Here is a 16,779-nt window from a genome sequence, read left to right on the forward strand (position 1 = left end):
CCAATCTGGATCAGGGGCCGTCGAATGGACGGACGTGAGTCAGAGAAGGCACGCGGTGTCGTGCTTCTGTAACAGCATTATCATCCAGATCAAAATAGTGAATGCCGGGTTCGGTACCTGCGTCGATCAGTACCTCGCCCCATGGGGCGACAACCATGCTGTGCCCGTGTGTGACGCGTGTCTTGCCGCGGGTTTTGGGGTGCGTTCCGGTTTGACCCGGTGCGATGACCCAACACCCCGTTTCGATGGCGCGGGCGCGCAACAGCGGCCGCCAATGCGCGGCCCCGGTTACCGGCGAGAACGCCGCCGGCACGGTCAGAATATGTGCTCCGGCTTGGGCAAGAGCGGCATAGAGTTGCGGAAATCGGACGTCGTAGCAGACGGTCATCCCGATCTTTCCGAAATCCGTATCAGCGATCACCGCTTGAGCACCGGGCCTGTAGTTCGCCGATTCGCGAAAGGTTTCCGATTCGGTCACCTGCACGTCGAACATGTGGATTTTATCGTATCGGGCGATCACCTTGCCCGTAGGGTCGATCAAGAAGGACCTATTGGCAAATCGGCCATCCGGATCGTGCGTCTTGAGTGCCAACGACCCGACTAACAACCATACGTTCAGGTTAGCGGCGTGCTCGCGCAAACCTGTGAGGGTCGTGTCGTCTTCTTCGTGCTGCAGTACCTCACGCTGTCGTGTGGTGCTGGTCGAAACGCAATTGGTGACTTCAGGCGTCAGAATGAAATTCGCGCCCTGTTGTGCCGCCTCCGTCATCATGTCGCGCACCATTGCGAGGTTCGCAATAGGATCGTCGGACGAAGTGATTTGCAGCAGGGCAGTTTTCATCAGGCGGCCAAGAGCGGATCGAGCTTGCCTTCACGCTCAAGATCGTAAAGATCATCACAGCCGCCGACATGAGTGCCTTCGATGAAGATCTGCGGCACCGTTCGACGACCGTTTGCCCTCTGGATCATCTCGGATTTTCGATTTGGGTTGGCTAGCACATTGATTTCGGTGAACGAAATCCCTTTTTGATTCAAAAGTCGCTTGGCTGCTTGGCAAAAGCCGCAGAGCGGCGAGGTGTAGATTTCAACCGTTTTCATTTCCGTTCCCCAAGGGTTTGGTGCAATCTAGGGGCAATTAGGCAGTCTTGGCAACGCGCGCTAGTACCAACACAGAAATATGATTTGCTCCCGCCTCAAGGCAGGCCCTCGCACAGGCGCCCAATGTCGCACCCGAGGTCATGACATCATCAACCAGCAACACGTTCCGATCCATCAGTCCGCTTTTTCGTTTGGGGTGGGCAGAGATGGCGGATGCAAGGACTTGGGCGCGCTCCGCGCTCGTTTTGCCATCAAGTATTGGGGTTCGCCGTACGCGTATCAGAAGATCGGGGCATACGGGCAACCTTGTTTCCTGACCCAGATACTGAGCTAGTAAGGCGGATTGATTATAGCGGCGCTTCACCAGTCGCGACCAGTGCAACGGAACGGGCGCAATCAGCATGTTTGGCCTCAGGACTTCGCGGCCCGCTCGTGCCATCCAAAGTGCTGCAGGACGCGCGAGTTCCGGCCGGTCGCCATGTTTGAGTGCGAGGATCATTTTCCTTGCTCGGCCCTGATAGAGCAGCGCTGCGCGGCCCTCTGCCCATGGCCGGGGAGCTAGCATGCAGTCGTCGCATTCGATCCGATGACCGTCCGCCTGCCCAGGCAGCGGGACGCCGCAGCTTTCGCAAATGGTCCCGCCGATAAAAGACGTGTCTCGCCAACAGGGACCGCACAGGCCGAAATCCGAGGTGACGAGATCACCGCAACTAAGGCAACGGGGTGGATAAATCAGTTCGATGGCGGTTTGAATTCGGTTCCACATGCGTTAACTGCGCCTCATGAAGATGCCATCGCTCAACGCAACTGCCCTGTTCGACCGCAAGGTCCTGGATGCCCATCGCGCCCGTGCACAGGATGAAGCTCTGTTCCTGCACCGTGCCGCAATCAACGAAGTGCAGGATCGGTTGTCGATGGTTAACAGGACATTTACGCGTCCAGCAGTCGTGACACCGTTTCCGCATCTTTGGCAGAACGTGTTTCCCGGTGCAAAAACGGTTGCCGACCACGAGCTTCTAGAGCTGGAACCCGGATCGCACGATCTTGTTGTTCATGCCATGGCCCTGCACTGGGCCGATGATCCGATAGGGCAACTGATTCAGTGCAGACGAGCGTTGAAGGCGGACGGTTTATTGCTGGCCATTTGTTTGGGTGGCGACACATTGAAAGAATTGCGCGCAGTCCTGGGGCAGGCAGAAGTCGAAAAGACAGGTGGCCTCAGCCCGCGCATAGCGCCGATGGGGGAAATCCGGGACTTGGGTGCATTGCTACAACGGGCGGGTCTGGCCTTGCCGGTGGCGGACAATTTGGCGCTGACGGCGGAGTACCGGGACATTTGGCACCTAATGAAAGATCTGCGAGCCATGGGCGAATCCAATGTCATGATCGGGCGGTTGAAACACCCGACGCGGCGTGCCGTGTTCGAGCGTGCCGCAACCTTATATGCCGAAAATTTTTCAACGTCGGATGGCAATCTGAATGCGACTTTTGACATGATCTGTCTGACCGGTTGGTCACCCGACGAGAGCCAGCAAAAACCACTGCGACCGGGATCCGCAAAGGCCAGTCTGGCCAAAGCGTTGGGCGCAACCGAGAACAAACTGTCCGATTGACCGACCGGTAATTCCCATTATCTCAAGCCGAAACGAAATTCAGGAAGCTCGATATGTTTGACGCCACCCGACCAACTCACGCTCCGGCGGATCATCCCAAGGTAAAGATGGGTCGTGTCGGGATTCTGTTGGCAAATCTGGGCACACCAGACGATTATTCATACTGGCCGATGCGGCGGTATCTCAACGAGTTTCTATCGGACAAGCGGGTGATCGATTATCCGTCGTGGAAGTGGCAACCTATCCTGCAATGCATCATATTGACCAAACGTCCGTTTAGTTCGGGGGCCGCGTACAAGTCGATCTGGAATAACGACAAAGGCGAAAGCCCATTAATGACGATTACCAAGGATCAGACGGCAAAGCTGCGTGCCTCGATGGAGGTTAGATATGGCGACCGTGTGATGGTGGAATTCTGCATGCGCTATGGAAATCCGTCAACGAAATCCAAGGTACGGGAAATGGTGGCGTCAGGGTGTGACCGTATCCTCTTCTTTCCGCTGTATCCGCAATATGCCGGGGCGACATCGGCGACCGCGAACGATCAGTTCTTTCGGGCTCTTATGGAAGAGGTTTGGCAACCAGCCTGCAGAACCGTTCCGGCATATTTCAGTGAACCAGCCTATATCGACGCTCTGGCGAAATCTGTTGAACGGGCCTATGAGGCGATGGAGGAGAAACCAGAAATACTGGTGTGCTCCTACCATGGTATGCCCGAACGGTATCTTCAGCAAGGCGACCCGTACCATTGCCAATGCGTCAAAACCACGCGACTGTTGAGAGAGCGGCTTGGCTGGTCGGACGATCAACTCGTTTCAACGTTTCAGTCAAGGTTTGGTCCGGAAGAATGGTTGAAACCCTATACTGTCGATCATGTGGCCGACTTGGCGCGTCAGGGAAAAAAGAAAATTGCGGTGATCGCGCCGGCATTTTCTGCGGATTGCATCGAGACGCTGGAAGAGATCAACGAAGAGATTCGCGAAAGCTTTGAGGGGGCAGGCGGAGAAAAGTTTACCTATATTCCGTGCCTCAACGCGGATGATACGCATGTCACGGCGCTGCAAACTGTCATTGAGGCAAATTTGAAGGGTTGGTTGGACTGATCCATCCAGAATCGCGGGAACAAAAAAAGGCGGTGGAATCTCCACCGCCTTTTCTTCAGATGACTTGCGTCGTCTTAGCTTGCAGCAACAGCTGCGCCAACCAGAACCAGCAGGATCAGGGGCAGCAGGATGCCGCTCGACGAGCCCTGTGTCTCTTCGACAACTACAGGTGCTTCAACAACCGGTTCTTCCAGGTTGCCAGCAAATGCGGTCGAAGCAGCAGCAGTCAGAGCAGCAGCGAGAACGAGTTTTTTCATGTTAACCTCCAGTATTCGCGCGATTCTCAAAAAATGAACCACGCACCCAAGACTTACCTCGTGGCTTTTTCTAAGCAGCAAAGCGCGGGGATTGCAAATGCTACTTGCTGGTTCAGCAACTTAGCAGGCGGAAATGTCGTCAAATTAGCAACACCTGCGAACCCACTTTTGCCATGCTAAACAGTTCTTGAATATGTTCGTTGTAAAGCCCGATGCAACCATTCGAGGAGCGGCGCCCAATTTTGCGCGTATCATGCGTTCCATGAATTCTATAATACTTCCAGCTTAGATATAATGCGTGTGTTCCCAAGGGGTTGTCCGGACCCGGCGGGATGTAGTCGGGCCATTCGGGGTTGCGTTTCTTCATTGACGGCGTCGGCGACCAGCTGGGCCCTTCGACCTTGCGTATGACGCTTGTTCGGCCGCGTCGGGTCAACTCGTCGGTTAATGGCACTGAAGAAGGATAGAGTTTGTAAACCGTTTGATCTTCGGACCAGTAGTGCAATGCCCGCGAAACTGTGTCGACCAGAATCGCGCCGTTCTTTGTATTGGAGAAATACGGTTGCCAGCTAAGAGCTCGGAAACCCGAAATATTGCGGCGCACAGGCGTCTCGGGCTCGGGGGCGGGCCGCAGCGGATCTCCCGGAATATATTGCGCGATTGCAGGTGTCGCCAGTAGCGAGGCTGCTCCGGTTAGGAAGCAACGCCGAGATGCCAGATTGGGCGCTTTTTTTACCATGGTTCAGGACCTTTTCGAGTTCTTGTCATGGAAATCTTGGGCAGTTTATTGCCAGAAAGCCTCAGTCGCAAATCAAACCGGCATATTTCGGCCATATTATTCAACAGGGTGTTTGCCCAAGCTCGTTTACCACGCTATTTGCATTCCGATGTAATGAACCGGATTGATCATGGCGCGACTACTTTCTCTTTTGTTGGTGTGTTTCGTGGCGCTCGCCGCCTGTACGGAAACGGTCGAAACCCGGCTGGGTGCCGATGGTAGACCATTGCCGAAACCCTATAAAATTCGGGGAAGCGCGGACAAATTGCAATTTCGCATGCTTGATTCGGTCAATGCGTTACGGCAGGCTTCGGGATTGCAGCCTGTGCAATTGAATGCGCAACTCAACGCTGCAGCCGAAACCCATGCGCGCGATATGTCGCGACAAAATCGGCCCTGGCATTTTGGGTCGGACGGATCATCGCCATTGGACAGGGCGATGAGGGTTGGATATACAGGAACATTTCTTGGCGAAGCGATTTCAGAGACCTACGAGACAGAATTGGAAACCCTTGCGGCCTGGATGGACGCTCCTGGCCCGCGCTCGGTGATCATGAACCCCGACGCGACAGAGATGGGGTTCGCATGGCATCAAGAACCAGGCGGCAAGCTTTGGTGGACACTTGAAATGGGGGCGTTGTCACGCTGAAGGTCGTTCGGTTGGTCATGTCCGCGGTTGGACGTAAGTGACATCGATGAGGTCATCGTCGATTAGCTACAAGCGCCACCGGTTTCCATCTCAGATCATTGCGCATGGTTATGACCGCACGTCCGTTTCAATCTGAGCTTGCGGGAAGTTGAAGAGATGCTTCTGCAGCGCGAGATTGACGTGTCTTTCGAGACTGTCCGGCGTTGGGTCAGCGAGTACCGCAAAGTGCGGGGCAACTACGCCACCAAGTTGCCATCTGCGCTCAGTTTCATGCCCGGATACCATTGCTCGAACTTGGTTCTGAGCGTTCCATCGAGGGTGCGGGCGCGGGTTTGAAGCATCAGGAGGGCGCCGCGTTTTGACAATCGAATCTGCTGGCGTTTGTCGAAGCGTTTTCCGACAACGGTGTTGACGGTGCTTTCAACGAAGCCGGTTGAGACGCGCTCGCCGTAGCGTCGTCGCTCGGCATAGTTCGGGATCATGTGTTTGCTGTTGGTGATGTATGGCTCAAATTCGACGGCTGATTTGCGCAGCGCCTTTATTGCTGGCGTAGTCCGTTTCGACCCTATCCAAATCCATGACCAGATCCTCGATCCCTAGTTTCCCTTCACGCAGGTTCCCGTTCCACAGGAAGCACTTGATCTGGCGAAGCAACCTGGCCAGCTTCTCGGCTTCCTCCTTGTTATGGTGGGCCGGTCATCTCACGTATTGCTGCATGACGGTGAGGCGCATGGTGATATGGAACCAGTCCAGGATGTGCTCGGATGCCGGAGCCATGTGGCGGTAATGTTGATGACCGTATTTCCACCATCGGTCATGAATGTGACCGGCTGGTTTTCCTGCCAGCCCTGTTCTTTCAGTACCACGTGCAGCCGCCGCTTGCGATTGGTATCATGGATTTGAACCAGTCCAAGATAGTGGCTCGGGCGGTCCGTCGGGATAGATTTGCCCACGGTGACTTCAAAATGGGATTGGCTTTTGTCACGTGAGCGGACATAGCCACCATCGATACCGACGGTGAAAGGCCCTTCCGGATTGGGAAGCCGCTCCCGCAAAACGGCGCTGGTCTCGATGAAGCTGAACTGCTCTTCGACCATCTCACCTTCCATCCGTGTCGCCACGCGGCCAAGGTGCCTGCGGATCGTGCCCGGGCTGAGCCGCGCATCAATCGGCAAGACATCCTTCAGAATGTCAGCCGTCACGCCGAATGACACCAGAGATGCCCACTTCGTTTCCAGTCAAAGCAGTTCTGGCGCTACATGGTCCGGCAGAAGTTCCGTCAGCGGGTTGAACGTTTTGAAAGCCCCATCATGACATTTGCAGTGATAAAAACGCGGGCTTGGTATGGTGACATCACCAAAGACAGTGCGATATCTGATCTGGTCCCGCGCCTTGGCGCGAAGTTTTCGTCGGCAACGCGGGCAGCAGGACCGCGCCGCACAGGATGTTGCGCATTGCGCGGACACAATTTCCTGCTGCAGTTTCAACAGTAGGTTTTTGCTTTCAGCGATGGAGAGACCAATTTCGCCAATGGTGTCAGAAGCTTTGGTGATCGCGCCAATCTGTTCAGTGTGGGTTGCGTCGTCCGGCGCGGTAAGCGTTACCGTGATTTTGGTGTCCATTTGCCTGTTGTCCTGCCTGCTTGTCGTTATGTGTCTGCATCTCGCGTCTGCATGATCGTCTGTCGGCTGGTCCCCATGTCGCGGGCAATGGCCGAGACCGTTTCGCCCTGCGTGATCCGCGTACGGACCTGCGCCTTGGCTCGCGCCAATCCGGACTGGGTGCGCTCGATCAAAAGATCGCGTTAGAATTGAGCAACCGCATTGATCACGCCCATGGTCAGTTTACCCGCAGAGCTCGTGAGATTGACGCCGCCAAGGGCTAGGCAGTGCACACAGATACCCAGATTTTCCAGCTTGGCAACGGTGGTGCTGACATCGATGGCATCCTGGCCAAGCTGGTCCAGCTTGGTCACAATCAGCACATCGCTCCTCTCCATCTTATCCAGTAGACGGCTGAAGCCTTTGCGCCGTGTGATGGCGACAGAACCGGGCACGGTTTTTGTGGCGACACGATGCGGCTGCGCCTTGAAACCTGCCGCCTTGATCTCTTGAAGCTGATTTTCCGGGGTCTGCTCTGTGGTTGAGCCTCTCGTGTAAGCAAAGGTTCTGGACATGTCCGCTCATTGTAAAGAAATGGGCGTCCAGGATCATTGGTATGTTCAATAGGTCGTCAAAATAATTTTGGGACATGCCTGAAGCGCCTGTCCGTGATCGCTCCTTTCTGAACACCCCTACCACACCTGTTGGCGCATCAGATCGCGATGATCGCCTGTCCTAAACCGCTTGTTCACCGCAACCCGTGAAAACTTGCCCTCCACCAACCGCTTGCGTGCCGCTATTTGTGCCATTGCAGCTTCCGCATCATCAGACAAGAAATTCGAAACCTGCCTGCCGGGAGCATCTGCCGAAACAACGTCTTCGAGAAAGCCACTCATGATGTCCATGTCCCTCCAGGCATCGTAGTTCTTCGTTTCATCCCGGCGCTCAATATATCCATGCGGCCCGCCGCAATCCTCGGGCGGGCAAACGCCGGAACCGCCAATGCAGGTCGGATTGAACTTTTTTGGGGGTGGGTTAATTGCCCCAACGCGGATCTCGTGTTCCAAGTGATCGCCAATATCGTAGGTGTACGAAAAAAATTCTACCCGCAAACCAAACTCCTGCAATGGCACAGCAGGGTCTGTTGCGTGCAATTCAAACGAGCCGTATCGTACCGCAAGGATATCGAAGGGAAAGAGATGAATGCCCTCCCAGCCCATCGCCACCTGCGGAATGCCATGTAGCTCGCGCAGGGTCGTCGACGTCGCCACCAGCACTCGCCGCCAGATCATTGGGCTGATCCCCAAAAGGCGAATTTTTAACTAGTAGATTTGCGGTGCGGCGGACATCAAAAAACCTTCCCAGCATCAATACCAAAACTCAACTACCCCGCACTTTGGGGTACTCTCCTTGTAGTCGAGGAAAGCACTGCGGACCCGACTGTTTCGGATGTCGAAGCACTTTTGGTGCATTCCAACGCGCCTCCGATACCGGGTCGATGGATGGATTCGGCCTTGGGCGGATCATAGCCGCGACATTTGCCGAACAGCATAAGGGATATTACTTTCGAAGCCTGGTGCCACGGGTTACAAGCCTGCTTTCGTATTCAACCGGCACAGAAGTTACAGAAGGTTCTATGACCTCACAACGTATAGCTACGAACCAATGCTCCGGCGATCAAAGACCATCCATCAGCGATGACAAAAAACGCAAGTTTGAATGGCAGGGCCACTGTCGCCGGCGGAACCATCATCATCCCCATCGACATCAGCACTGCTGCTACCACCAGATCGATGATCAGGAACGGAAGAAAAATGAGAAAGCCGATCTGAAAAGCACGAGCGATTTCAGACAGCATGAACGCAGGAATCAGTGCCGAAACTGGTGCTTCAGGGGACAAAGCAACATCCGCATTTGCTGGCCGGAGAGTAGAGATCGCATAAAATGTTTCAGGGTCGACACGAGATGCCATGAATGTCTTGAAAGGGATCAAAGCCTTTTCAATTGCAGGCTGCACTTCCAGTTCTTCGTTCATCATGGGATGTATTCCGGTAGCCCAGGCTTCGGTGAAGACCGGTTCCATGATGAAATAGGTCAGGAATAACGCGAGGCTGACGATCAACATATTGGGTGGCGATTGTTGCAGACCGATGCCTTGCCTAAGTATGGCTAAGACAGTTATCAAAAAAGGAAAACAGGTAATCATGATTGCCAGACCGGGCGCGATGCTTAGGACTGTGATCAGCAAAATAAGCTGGATGGTTCTGGCCGACAACGACCCGCCTTCGCCCAGAGACAGCGTGACTGCTTGCGCGATCGCCAGTTGTGGCAGCAGAATAAGGCATACCGCCAGTGTCGCAAACCGGATCGCCATTCGCTTCATCCCAGACCGTTCCGGAACTCGGCAATTTCAGTCAACCTAACAGCCAACTGACCAGAGTTTTCACCATCCAGCTCCTCCAGTTGCCCACGGGCAACCAATCGGTCTCCGACATAGAGTTCCACAGGGTCCTCCACTCGTTTGTCCAGTGTCAGAACTGCGTTTTCCCCCAGATTGAGTAACTCTCGAATGGCTGGGCGTGCGCGGCCGACCGAGACGGTAATTTCGATGGGAACTGAATCAAACGGGGTCTGGGCATCTGTGGTTTTGCTGTCTTCGATCATTTTTTTGAAACCTCTTTTGCCTGGTGAAGAAAGGCGGTGAGGGCGTCGTCTATCGATGCCATGAGTGAATTGAAATCCAGTTCCCGTTCGGAGGTGCCGATGGATAATTGTGCTTGCCCAGGCAGAAGTCTGGCGTCTTCGATCACCTCTACAGGCATTTGGAATTCGTGGTCCAAAAGCGATGAGAGGCTGTAGCTGACGCCTTCGGGCACGACAACTTGAACAGGTTGAGCGATTTCTGCGCGCGCTATGTCTCGAAGCTGATCTGCGATATGATGAACGAGCCCCTTATCAATGGTTTGTGGAAGAACCAATGTCATCAGAGTTTGGAACATCGGTTCCAGTGACACGGTCATCTGAGTGAGAGCTTCTTGATAAGTAAAGGACAAGTCTTCGAGTGAATGAATCAGCTCGGCATTCAATTGAGCTTTGTCGTCTGACTGCGCCTTGATCGCATCTTCCCAGCCTGCGCTATAGCCACGTTCAAAAGCTTCCAGCCGCTGTTCCTCCAAGGCTTCGTCGGGCAGAACGTGCAACTCCGTTCCGATTATTTGGTGAGAGTCGAAATGCTCCAGTAGATGCGCGATGGACATCAGGCGTTTTCCTCATTCTCTTCTAACCAACTGCGCAGGATTTCGACTGTTTCTTCTTGTTTGTTTCCGATCATCGCACGCAGGCGCTCTACGGCGTCCGCAGGATTTTGGCCGGCGATGGCGGGAACTTGCCTTGCGTCGGCATTTTGGCCTGCAAGAGCCGCGACAGGATAGTTGCCGTCCTCAATCTCGCCGGTCAGCAACCGACTATCCGCATCCGATTGCGGTGGCGTCAATAAAGCTGCCGATGAGGCTTGTTTTCTAAAAATGGGTCGTACGACGAACAGACCAAGAAATAAGATGACTAGAACCAATGTCGCCAATTGAATCAGAGACATGATGTCGAAACTCACCTGATGCCAGAAGGAAGGCGCTGCAAGTGTCCCGGTCGGTTCAACGGCGGGCATATCCAATGATTTCAGTGTGATTACATCACCTCTTTCAGCATCAAATCCGACGGCCGAAGCAACAAGCTCCTTAAGCGCGTCAAGTTCTGCTTCGGGCAGCGGCTCGAAAGTCACAGCGCCGGATGTGTCGACAGATCTGGTTCCATTGACTAGAACGGCGACAGTCAGGCGTTTGACGGCACCTGGAAAGCGCAGAATTTCGAGTTCGGTTTCCGATACCTCGTAGTTCACCCGCTCTCGTGTCTGGCTGGCTGTCGAGTTCGATTGGTCCCCTTCTGCAGCATCTCCGTCCGGAAGGTTCGAAGCGACCGTCACCTCCGAAGATTGGTTGCGCGAAGTGTCAGAACGCTCCTCAACATCGGTACTGATGGCGACCTTTCCATTCGGGTCGAACCGGCGCTCGCGGATGGACTCGGTTTGTGTCACCGCGTCTACACTAACCTCGACCACTGCATTGCCACTGCCAACACGCGCTTCGACTAGCCTCAGTATTTTTTCACGGAGTTGTCGCGCACGATCGTCCGAGGCGACAGTTGGTGAAGCGTCCTCCTGGGTTCCTATGATTGTGCCGTTGGCGTCAATTACGGTGACATTGTCCACCGAAAGCCCGCTGACGGCAGACGATACGAGGAATTTGATCGCCTTTGCTTGCTCTGTCGAAATCTGGGTTCCTGCGGGCAGCACAGATACCGAGGCGGTCGGTTTGATCTCGCGCTGGAAAGGGTTTGCGATCCCGTTTGCGATATGCACACGCGACTGTCTAATATGAGGGCTTGCGATGATTGTACGGGCCAGTTCTCCCTCTTTCGCGCGCCAATAGGCTGCGTCGAACATCTGTGATGTCGTGCCGAAACCAGTTAGCGAATCAAGCAATTCGTACCCTTTCCCACCGTTGGTAGGTAGACCATCGCTGGCCAGGGTCATTCGCAATTCGTCGCGTTGTGCGTTGGGGACATAAATCGAACCACCGCGGATCTCATAAGGTATGTTTCGCTGATCCAGCGCGCGAACAACTTCGCCGGCTGCGCCTGTTTCTAACCCAGCGTAGAGCAGAGCCATCGGCGGTGTGGCTGCGATTCGTGCAATCGCTACGATGCCCAAAAAAATGCCCAAAACGGCTGCAATGACCGCAATTTGCTTTCTTTTGTCTAAACCTGTCCAGACAGTTTTTACCGGCTGCACACTCACCTCCGTCCCGCCGACTTTCTGTTCAGCGCAGCATCTGTTTGGACGATTGACCTTAACAATCGGTTAGTCCCTCACCGGTTAAGAGTCTGGTACGCAGACCGAGAGGACCGTCATGAGCGATGTGACCGCAAAACAGCGTGATACAACAAAACCAAAGGGAAAGTTGGGCCTCGTTTTGGCCGGTAGTCTCGCGTTGACAGGTGCGGCAACGGGCTACTTCATCACGTCATCCGGGTTGTTGAATAGTAGCGGGATTACGGCAAAAGGGGTTGAGAACGCGGGCGATGCCGGTACGGAACTCTCGGCTATTCCGGAGATCGGATACATTGATCTACACCCAATTGTCATCTCGGTCGAGACGGGCGGAGATACCAGGCACCTTCGGTTTCATGCCCAGTTGGAGGTAGACGAGGCCTATCTGGCAGATGTGGAAAAACTCCGCCCGCGTATCCTTGACCTGCTCAACGGTTATCTGCGAGCTATCGAGCTTTCTGATCTTCAAAACCCGCTGGCCTTGACGCGGCTGCGTGGACACATGCTGCGCCGGATTAATATCGTCGTGGGTGATGGACGTGTCCGGGACGTGCTGATCATGGAACTCGTTTTGACCTAGGAGACCGAATTTGGAACTTATTGCGGATATCTTGATGGTCGCCGGTGCTCTGGGTGCCGGTTTGTACTGTTTCATTCTGGCCCGGCGCCTTAAACGTTTCAACGATCTGGAAAAGGGTGTTGGAGGTGCGGTTGCTGTCTTGTCATCTCAGGTAGACGAGTTGAATAAATCACTGGTTTCTGCGCGATCAGTTTCGGATCAGTCGAACTCAACGCTCCAAGATCTTACCGGTCGCGCCGAGGCAGTGGCGCAAAGATTGGAATTAATCATGGCGTCGATGCACGATATAGCTCCTGACGCCAAGGCCCCGGAACCTCGAGAAGATAGGCGCGAACTCACGCCATCAGTTATTCCCGAGGGTGATAAGCAAGACGGTCGGAATGAGGTGCCGATCACTCACGAAGTTGGACCGTCGCCGGCCGGGCTAATGTTTCTTCGTCATGGGCGTACAATGGGCGGAACGGCACCATGAGATCGGTAGTGCCGCACAACGAATCCACTAACGGTCGAGGGGGCGCTCTTCTTCTGATTTCTGTGCTGATGATAGGCTCGGCCATCATTCGATTTGCAATGGAAGCTGGGCCTGCGCTCGCTAGGGAAATATCTGAGCAGACGGAAACACCCGAATTGTCCGTAAACCCGGAGAATGAGACAGGCGACGAGGAGTTACGTCTGCTTCTGCGGGAATTCTCGAGACGTGAAACTGAGCTTGAGCGGCGAGAGCGCATCTATCAGGATCGGATGAAAGCGCTCGAGGTTGCAGACAAGGCAATTGAAAAGAGGCTTCGAGCACTGATCGAGGCAGAAGAAAAACTAAGGCAAACACTAGCATTTGCGGAATCCGCATCCGAAAACGATCTGACCCGGCTTACGAGCGTTTATGAAAATATGAAGCCGAAAGAGGCCGCTGCGCTTTTCGAAGAGATGGACCCAACTTTTGCTGCCGGTTTTTTGGCGCGAATGGCCCCAGAAAACGCTGCAGGGGTGATGGCCGGCCTCAGCCCTCAAGCCGCCTATACTATCAGTGTCGTTTTAGCCGGGAGAAACGCGGCTGTGCCAAAAGAATAACAGGCAGGTCGACGATGTTGGCAAGCGTTTTCAAGGGAGTATGGACGTGATTGGAATCATCGGAATTGCCGTGATTTTTGCGATGGTTTTTGGTGGCTACCTAGCTGCCGGTGGGAAAATGGCCATCATACTGAAATCGTTGCCATTTGAAATAATGATGATCGGAGGCGCCGCGGTCGGGGCATTCCTGATCGGCAACGACATGAGCGCAGTCAAGTACACGGTCAGGGATATCGGAAAGGTCTTCAAGGGACCGAAGTGGAAGCCGCAGGACTATAGCGATCTTTTGTGCTTGCTGTTTTCGCTTATCCGAATTGCCCGCAGCAACCCGGTCGAATTGGAGCAACATATCGAGGACCCTGAAAGCTCAAGTTTATTTTCGAGCTATCCCAAAATACAGGCCGACCGCGAAGCCGTGGAGTTGATCTGCGACACACTACGGTCGGCGTCGATGAATTACGATGATCCGCACCAAGTAGAAGAAGTGCTGGAGAAACGGATGGAAGCCAGCTTTCATCATGCTATGCATTCCAGTCATGCGTTGCAAACTGTGGCAGATGGATTGCCCGCTTTGGGTATCGTTGCAGCGGTGCTTGGCGTGATCAAGACGATGGGATCAATCGACCAACCACCAGAAATTCTGGGAAAACTCATAGGTGGCGCATTGGTTGGCACTTTTCTGGGTGTGTTCTTGGCCTATGGGCTGGTCGGGCCTTTTGCAGGAAAACTGAAGGCCGTCGTCGAAGAAGACAACCATTTCTACCAGTTGATCAAAGAGGTGCTCGTTGCAAATCTGCACAATCATACCGCCGCCATGTGCATTGAAGTTGGTCGTCAGAATACGCCGACCCACAACCGGCCCGGGTTTTCCGACCTGGAAGAGGCGCTCAAGGAACTCAAAAAGACGGCGGCATGATGAGAGGACTGTTGTGTTTCGTAGCGTTGGTTTTGCTTTCCTCTGCGGCGTTTTCTGAACCCGTCACCGTGAAATCAGGTGAACACGGTGCATATACTAGATTGGTGGCTACAGTGCCCGCGGGAACGGAGTGGAGACTGGACCAGCAGGGGCATGTGGCAAGATTAACTGTTGAACTTGACACTGTGACTTTTGATCTGAGCGGGGTTTTCAAACGCATTTCCCGCACACGCCTGACTGAACTGAAACAGGAAAAACCGGGCAAGCCGTTGGAATTGGAATTAGGATGCAAATGTGTCGTGAATTCTTTTCTACATGCCGAAACAATGATCGTGATGGACATCGCGCCGGGAGATGCCGATAGACAAACCACCTCCGTTCTACCGCAAAAGCCGTCTGTATTGGCCGTTGCAAGCATGTTTGGTGAAGAGGAACTCCTTGGAAACACCGTACCACCGTTGTCTTTTCCGCTACTCAAAAAAGAAGCGATTCAGCTGAAATCCGGATCGGAAACAGCCGTGGCATCCAGGCTGATACGAGGGGCCGACCAGCAGGTTCTCGACCTTAATCTTGCCGGCATAGGCCCGCGCAACACCATCGCCGCGGCTATCGGACAAGGCTTGTTGGTGGATTCTACTCTGTCCAATATATCGATCTCCACAGCGTTGGATCTCGAGTTGGACGCGATATCAACGGAGCAACGCTCGATAGCGCAACACCAGAACTGCGTTGACGACATTGAGTTCGGATTTGAACAATGGAGCGATGGGGCGCCATATGCCGATCAAATTGCGAATTCACGGTCGCGCCTCTATTCAGAGTTTGACCGGGTAAACTCGGAGCAAGCGCTGCAGCTTGCCCGCATCTACGCTTATTTTGGCTTTGGGGCCGAAGCCGAGCAGGTATTGCAGCTGGCCAGTACCGAAATTTCAGATCACCGGTTTGTCACCGCAGTGGCTTTTTTGACTGAGGGCAAATCGCTGGAACCGCCACATCCATTTACTAACCAACAAGGGTGCGACACAGGAGTAGCGTTGTGGGGGTTACTGGCCGATGGATTCCTGGCAAGTGATGCCAGACTTCCCGCAATTGAATTGGCATTTGCCCGATTGCCGCATCACTTGCGCAACCTCTTCGCGGATGACGTGGCCAGAATTTTCGCCGAAGCAGGCAAGGTTGAAGCGGCTCGGCGCGTCCTGACGTTGATTGAAGGACAGGGATTGTCAGGCGGCGCGGAACTGAACTTGGCCAAGGGCGAGATGGCGCGTGTGGAGAGGGATCTCCATAAGGAGGAAGCTTTCTTGTCAGCTGCCGCTACAACGGAGCGCCAGGTTGATGTCGCTCCGGTCGCACTGATCAAACTAATTCAGAAACGGTGGGCTGAACGTAGCGCCGCGACCGAGCAGGATGTCGAGTTGGCGGCCTCCTTTGCACTGCAATACCGCCAGTCTGAACTTGGTCAGAAACTGGCGTTGACGCATATTCTGGCGTTGGCTTTGAACAATCAGTTTGACCAATCATTTGCCAAGTTGCCAAATATCGTTGGGGGAAAGGGTGAATCTGAAGACGTGCGAACGCTTGATCAAGTTGTGACCTTGTTGGTCGAACGCGCCGAAGACTTGACTTTTTTGCGCCACGTACTGAGGTTGTCCACCGATCAGATCGGCGTGTTGTCCAGTCAAACGGTCTCCGATATTGCTGAACGGCTGACAGACATGGGATTTGCCCACGCGGCCGTCCCTTTTGCCAAGTATCTCGGGCAAGGGCGAGAACCTTCGAAACACTCGACTACACTGGCGCGAGTATCCCAGGGAATTGGACAGCCGCACAGATCGTTGTTGGAGTTGGACGGTGAAGAAAGTGAAGCTGCAGACTGGTTGCGGGTTCGTGCCTATTCGGACGTCGGAGATGCCGATCGGGCGGTTGAAATCCTGAGGCGACTTGGCGATACCGAAGCGATGGCACGCCTGCTTTGGCTGTCCGAGGATTGGACACAGGCACAAGATTTGGACGCAGAGAAATACTCCAGACTGGCGGAAATGGCCGCAAAACTGGGGAGTGCGGAACCGTCTTCTGATGAACCACCATTGGCGAGTGCAAGAACTATGTTGAAGGCGAGTCAACAAGAACGCGCGGACATCGCTGATATGCTGAATGCTCTGGAAAAAAACTAGTCTATTGAGTGTCCGACTCGCCGCAAATGCAAGTCGCTAACTGAACAACCTGTCGCC

The 16,779-nt window shown here is 54.2% G+C and carries 20 protein-coding genes and 2 pseudogenes; 9 read left to right on the top strand and 13 right to left on the bottom strand.

Annotated features, from left to right (window positions below; translation table 11 throughout):
- Positions 1-10 precede the first annotated feature (10 nt).
- From ACR0LZ_RS12395 to ACR0LZ_RS12405, 3 genes are read right to left on the bottom strand one after another with little or no spacing between them, the layout of a single operon-like run.
- The gene (locus tag ACR0LZ_RS12395) at positions 11-841 is read right to left on the bottom strand and encodes a carbon-nitrogen hydrolase family protein (protein WP_480750119.1); all 831 of its coding nucleotides are present in this window, start codon (positions 839-841) and stop codon (positions 11-13) included.
- Positions 841-1,098 carry a glutaredoxin 3 gene (gene grxC / locus ACR0LZ_RS12400; RefSeq protein ID WP_480750120.1) on the bottom strand — a complete coding sequence of 86 codons (258 nt, stop codon included), beginning with the start codon at positions 1,096-1,098 and terminating at the stop codon, positions 841-843. Before grxC ends, ACR0LZ_RS12395 begins: the two co-directional genes overlap by 1 nt.
- 37 nt (positions 1,099-1,135) lie before the next feature.
- Positions 1,136-1,864 carry a double zinc ribbon domain-containing protein gene (locus ACR0LZ_RS12405; RefSeq protein WP_480750121.1) on the bottom strand — a complete coding sequence of 243 codons (729 nt, stop codon included), beginning with the start codon at positions 1,862-1,864 and terminating at the stop codon, positions 1,136-1,138.
- A 16-nt stretch (positions 1,865-1,880) separates the two neighbouring features.
- Here ACR0LZ_RS12405 and ACR0LZ_RS12410 point away from each other — a divergent pair, with 16 nt between their 5' ends.
- Both ACR0LZ_RS12410 and hemH read left to right on the top strand, forming a co-directional pair.
- Positions 1,881-2,711: a methyltransferase domain-containing protein gene (locus tag ACR0LZ_RS12410; protein ID WP_480750122.1), complete on the top strand. Its 831-nt coding sequence runs from the start codon at positions 1,881-1,883 to the stop codon at positions 2,709-2,711.
- Positions 2,712-2,764: 53 nt separating this feature from the next.
- Positions 2,765-3,814 carry a ferrochelatase gene (gene hemH, locus ACR0LZ_RS12415; RefSeq protein ID WP_480750123.1) on the top strand — a complete coding sequence of 350 codons (1,050 nt, stop codon included), beginning with the start codon at positions 2,765-2,767 and terminating at the stop codon, positions 3,812-3,814.
- Positions 3,815-3,888: 74 nt separating this feature from the next.
- Here the strand turns inward: hemH and ACR0LZ_RS12420 are convergent, their stop codons facing one another.
- Positions 3,889-4,071: a hypothetical protein gene (locus ACR0LZ_RS12420; protein WP_480750124.1), complete on the bottom strand. Its 183-nt coding sequence runs from the start codon at positions 4,069-4,071 to the stop codon at positions 3,889-3,891.
- Positions 4,072-4,210: 139 nt separating this feature from the next.
- Positions 4,211-4,810: a L,D-transpeptidase gene (locus ACR0LZ_RS12425; protein ID WP_480750125.1), complete on the bottom strand. Its 600-nt coding sequence runs from the start codon at positions 4,808-4,810 to the stop codon at positions 4,211-4,213.
- A 169-nt stretch (positions 4,811-4,979) separates the two neighbouring features.
- On the opposite strand from ACR0LZ_RS12425, the gene dalA reads away from it, so the two are divergent.
- Both dalA and ACR0LZ_RS12435 read left to right on the top strand, forming a co-directional pair.
- Entirely contained in the window at positions 4,980-5,498 is a 519-nt protein-coding gene (dalA, locus tag ACR0LZ_RS12430) for a divisome-associated lipoprotein DalA (RefSeq protein WP_480750126.1), read from the top strand.
- Positions 5,499-5,615: 117 nt separating this feature from the next.
- A pseudogene (locus tag ACR0LZ_RS12435) lies at positions 5,616-5,709 on the top strand (IS6 family transposase); the annotation flags it as partial.
- A gap of 25 nt (positions 5,710-5,734) precedes the next feature.
- On the opposite strand, the pseudogene ACR0LZ_RS12440 reads toward ACR0LZ_RS12435, so the two are convergent.
- The 8 genes and pseudogenes from ACR0LZ_RS12440 to fliF all read right to left on the bottom strand — a co-directional run bounded on the left by ACR0LZ_RS12440 (position 5,735) and on the right by fliF (position 11,945).
- Positions 5,735-7,120 (bottom strand): annotated as a pseudogene (locus tag ACR0LZ_RS12440) (ISKra4 family transposase).
- 26 nt (positions 7,121-7,146) lie between these two features.
- Positions 7,147-7,293, bottom strand: coding sequence for a helix-turn-helix domain-containing protein (locus ACR0LZ_RS12445; RefSeq protein WP_480750127.1), 147 nt, complete (start codon positions 7,291-7,293; stop codon positions 7,147-7,149).
- Positions 7,294-7,302: 9 nt separating this feature from the next.
- Positions 7,303-7,674 (bottom strand): recombinase family protein, encoded by a 372-nt coding sequence (locus tag ACR0LZ_RS12450; protein ID WP_480750128.1) that lies wholly within the window; start codon positions 7,672-7,674, stop codon positions 7,303-7,305.
- A gap of 117 nt (positions 7,675-7,791) precedes the next feature.
- A complete protein-coding gene (locus ACR0LZ_RS12455) occupies positions 7,792-8,415 on the bottom strand; it encodes a plasmid pRiA4b ORF-3 family protein (protein ID WP_480750201.1) in 624 nt (207 codons plus the stop codon).
- A gap of 326 nt (positions 8,416-8,741) precedes the next feature.
- Positions 8,742-9,482: a flagellar type III secretion system pore protein FliP gene (gene fliP / locus ACR0LZ_RS12460; protein ID WP_480750129.1), complete on the bottom strand. Its 741-nt coding sequence runs from the start codon at positions 9,480-9,482 to the stop codon at positions 8,742-8,744.
- Positions 9,479-9,763 carry a FliM/FliN family flagellar motor switch protein gene (locus tag ACR0LZ_RS12465; protein WP_480750130.1) on the bottom strand — a complete coding sequence of 95 codons (285 nt, stop codon included), beginning with the start codon at positions 9,761-9,763 and terminating at the stop codon, positions 9,479-9,481. Before ACR0LZ_RS12465 ends, fliP begins: the two co-directional genes overlap by 4 nt.
- The gene (locus ACR0LZ_RS12470) at positions 9,760-10,356 is read right to left on the bottom strand and encodes a FliH/SctL family protein (RefSeq protein ID WP_480750131.1); all 597 of its coding nucleotides are present in this window, start codon (positions 10,354-10,356) and stop codon (positions 9,760-9,762) included. Before ACR0LZ_RS12470 ends, ACR0LZ_RS12465 begins: the two co-directional genes overlap by 4 nt.
- A complete protein-coding gene (fliF, locus tag ACR0LZ_RS12475; protein WP_480750132.1) occupies positions 10,356-11,945 on the bottom strand; it encodes a flagellar basal-body MS-ring/collar protein FliF in 1,590 nt (529 codons plus the stop codon). The genes ACR0LZ_RS12470 and fliF overlap by 1 nt, the downstream gene beginning before the upstream one ends.
- Positions 11,946-12,063: 118 nt before the next feature.
- Here fliF and ACR0LZ_RS12480 point away from each other — a divergent pair, with 118 nt between their 5' ends.
- The 5 genes from ACR0LZ_RS12480 to ACR0LZ_RS12500 all read left to right on the top strand — a co-directional run bounded on the left by ACR0LZ_RS12480 (position 12,064) and on the right by ACR0LZ_RS12500 (position 16,722).
- Positions 12,064-12,564, top strand: coding sequence for a flagellar basal body-associated FliL family protein (locus tag ACR0LZ_RS12480; RefSeq protein WP_480750133.1), 501 nt, complete (start codon positions 12,064-12,066; stop codon positions 12,562-12,564).
- 10 nt (positions 12,565-12,574) lie between these two features.
- On the top strand, positions 12,575-13,036 hold the full coding sequence (locus ACR0LZ_RS12485) for a hypothetical protein (protein ID WP_480750134.1): 462 nt from the start codon (positions 12,575-12,577) through the stop codon (positions 13,034-13,036).
- Positions 13,037-13,104: 68 nt separating this feature from the next.
- Positions 13,105-13,632 (top strand): MotE family protein, encoded by a 528-nt coding sequence (locus ACR0LZ_RS12490; RefSeq protein ID WP_480750202.1) that lies wholly within the window; start codon positions 13,105-13,107, stop codon positions 13,630-13,632.
- A gap of 46 nt (positions 13,633-13,678) precedes the next feature.
- Entirely contained in the window at positions 13,679-14,548 is an 870-nt protein-coding gene (gene motA, locus ACR0LZ_RS12495) for a flagellar motor stator protein MotA (RefSeq protein ID WP_480750135.1), read from the top strand.
- Between the two features lie 326 nt (positions 14,549-14,874).
- Positions 14,875-16,722, top strand: a complete 1,848-nt coding sequence (locus tag ACR0LZ_RS12500) for a hypothetical protein (protein WP_480750136.1) — start codon at positions 14,875-14,877, stop codon at positions 16,720-16,722.
- Positions 16,723-16,779 lie beyond the last annotated feature (57 nt).

The organism is Ruegeria sp. CI1, from assembly GCF_056536925.1.